This window comes from Kocuria dechangensis, from assembly GCF_014636775.1.
Lineage (GTDB): Bacteria > Actinomycetota > Actinomycetes > Actinomycetales > Micrococcaceae > Kocuria > Kocuria dechangensis.
The window spans coordinates 1-1,100 of record NZ_BMEQ01000075.1 but is presented as its reverse complement, the minus strand read 5'-3'; the positions used below and the strand labels follow the sequence as shown (position 1 = coordinate 1,100).

Sequence of the window (1,100 nt, the reverse complement as noted above, 5' to 3'; positions counted from 1 at the left end):
AGGACCATCCCGCACCTCGAACACCCACCCCGCCTACCAGCAGCTGCTTGACATAGGAGCAACCATGAACGACCCCGTGCACCGGTCGGTGTTCGCCACCCAGAACCCGGTCGAGGCCCTGGCCGTGCTGGAGGAGGTCTTCGCGATCGGCGGAGTGCGCCGGGCCCACCAGGGGCCCTTCTCCATGGCCCTGTCCGCGGCCAGTACGGGGCCGGTGACCCACGAACGGTTCCGTTGGTGGGGCTCCTCCACCACCGGCAGGACGGAGGGCGCCGGGGTGCTGCGGGTCTGCCACGTGACCCAGGGCGTGCTGGCGGCCACCAGTGATGGGGACCGTTTTCCCCGCACCGGCCCGTTCCTGTTCCCCCAGCGGGACTTCACCAGCTGGTGGGAGAACCTCGAGGCGCTCACCGTGACCCTGGACCCGGCGCGGGTCCAGCAGCTGGCCCGGGACCTGGCCGACGATCAGGGGTTCCGGTTGCGGTTCACCGGGATCCGCCCGGTGAGTGCGGCCATGGCCCGGTACTGGGCCGGGACCCTGGGTCACATCCATCGTGACCTGCTGCCCCACGAGCAGGTGATGAGCAACCCGCTCATCCAGTCCGAGATCGCCCGGTCGCTGGCCACCGCCCTGCTGCACACCTTCCCCAGCACATTCCTGGACCGCCCCGCAGGTGTCGGACAGTCCGGTGCGGGCTCGGCCGGGGTGCGCCGGGCGGTTGCCTTCATTGACGAGCACATAGGGCAGGACATCGGGGTGGCCGAGATCGCCGCGGCCGCGAGGATGAGCCCGCGGGGTCTGCAGGCGGCCTTCCGCCGCCAGAAGGACACCACCCCCACCGCCTACCTGCGTGCGGCCCGGTTGGAGGGCGCCCACCGGGACCTGCTGGCCGGTGAACCCGCGGTGGGGGTGAGCGTGGAAGGCATCGCCGCCCGATGGGGTTTCACCCACCGCGGCCGGTTCGCCGCCGCCTACCGGACCCGCTACGGGCAGTCCCCGGCCACCACCCTGCGCAGCTGATCCGTCCCCGGACACGAGCACCGGTGTCACCGGCGGCCAGGGTCTGGGCGGGGCCGGTGCTGCTGGCTAGCCTGGAGAC

1 protein-coding gene is annotated in these 1,100 nt (G+C 71.9%); it reads left to right on the top strand.

Translation table 11 applies throughout. The features are described from left to right. A partial coding sequence (locus IEW07_RS20700) for an AraC family transcriptional regulator (protein ID WP_229742032.1) occupies window positions 1-1,021 on the top strand: 1,021 nt, incomplete at its 5' end. Window positions 1,022-1,100 lie beyond the last annotated feature (79 nt).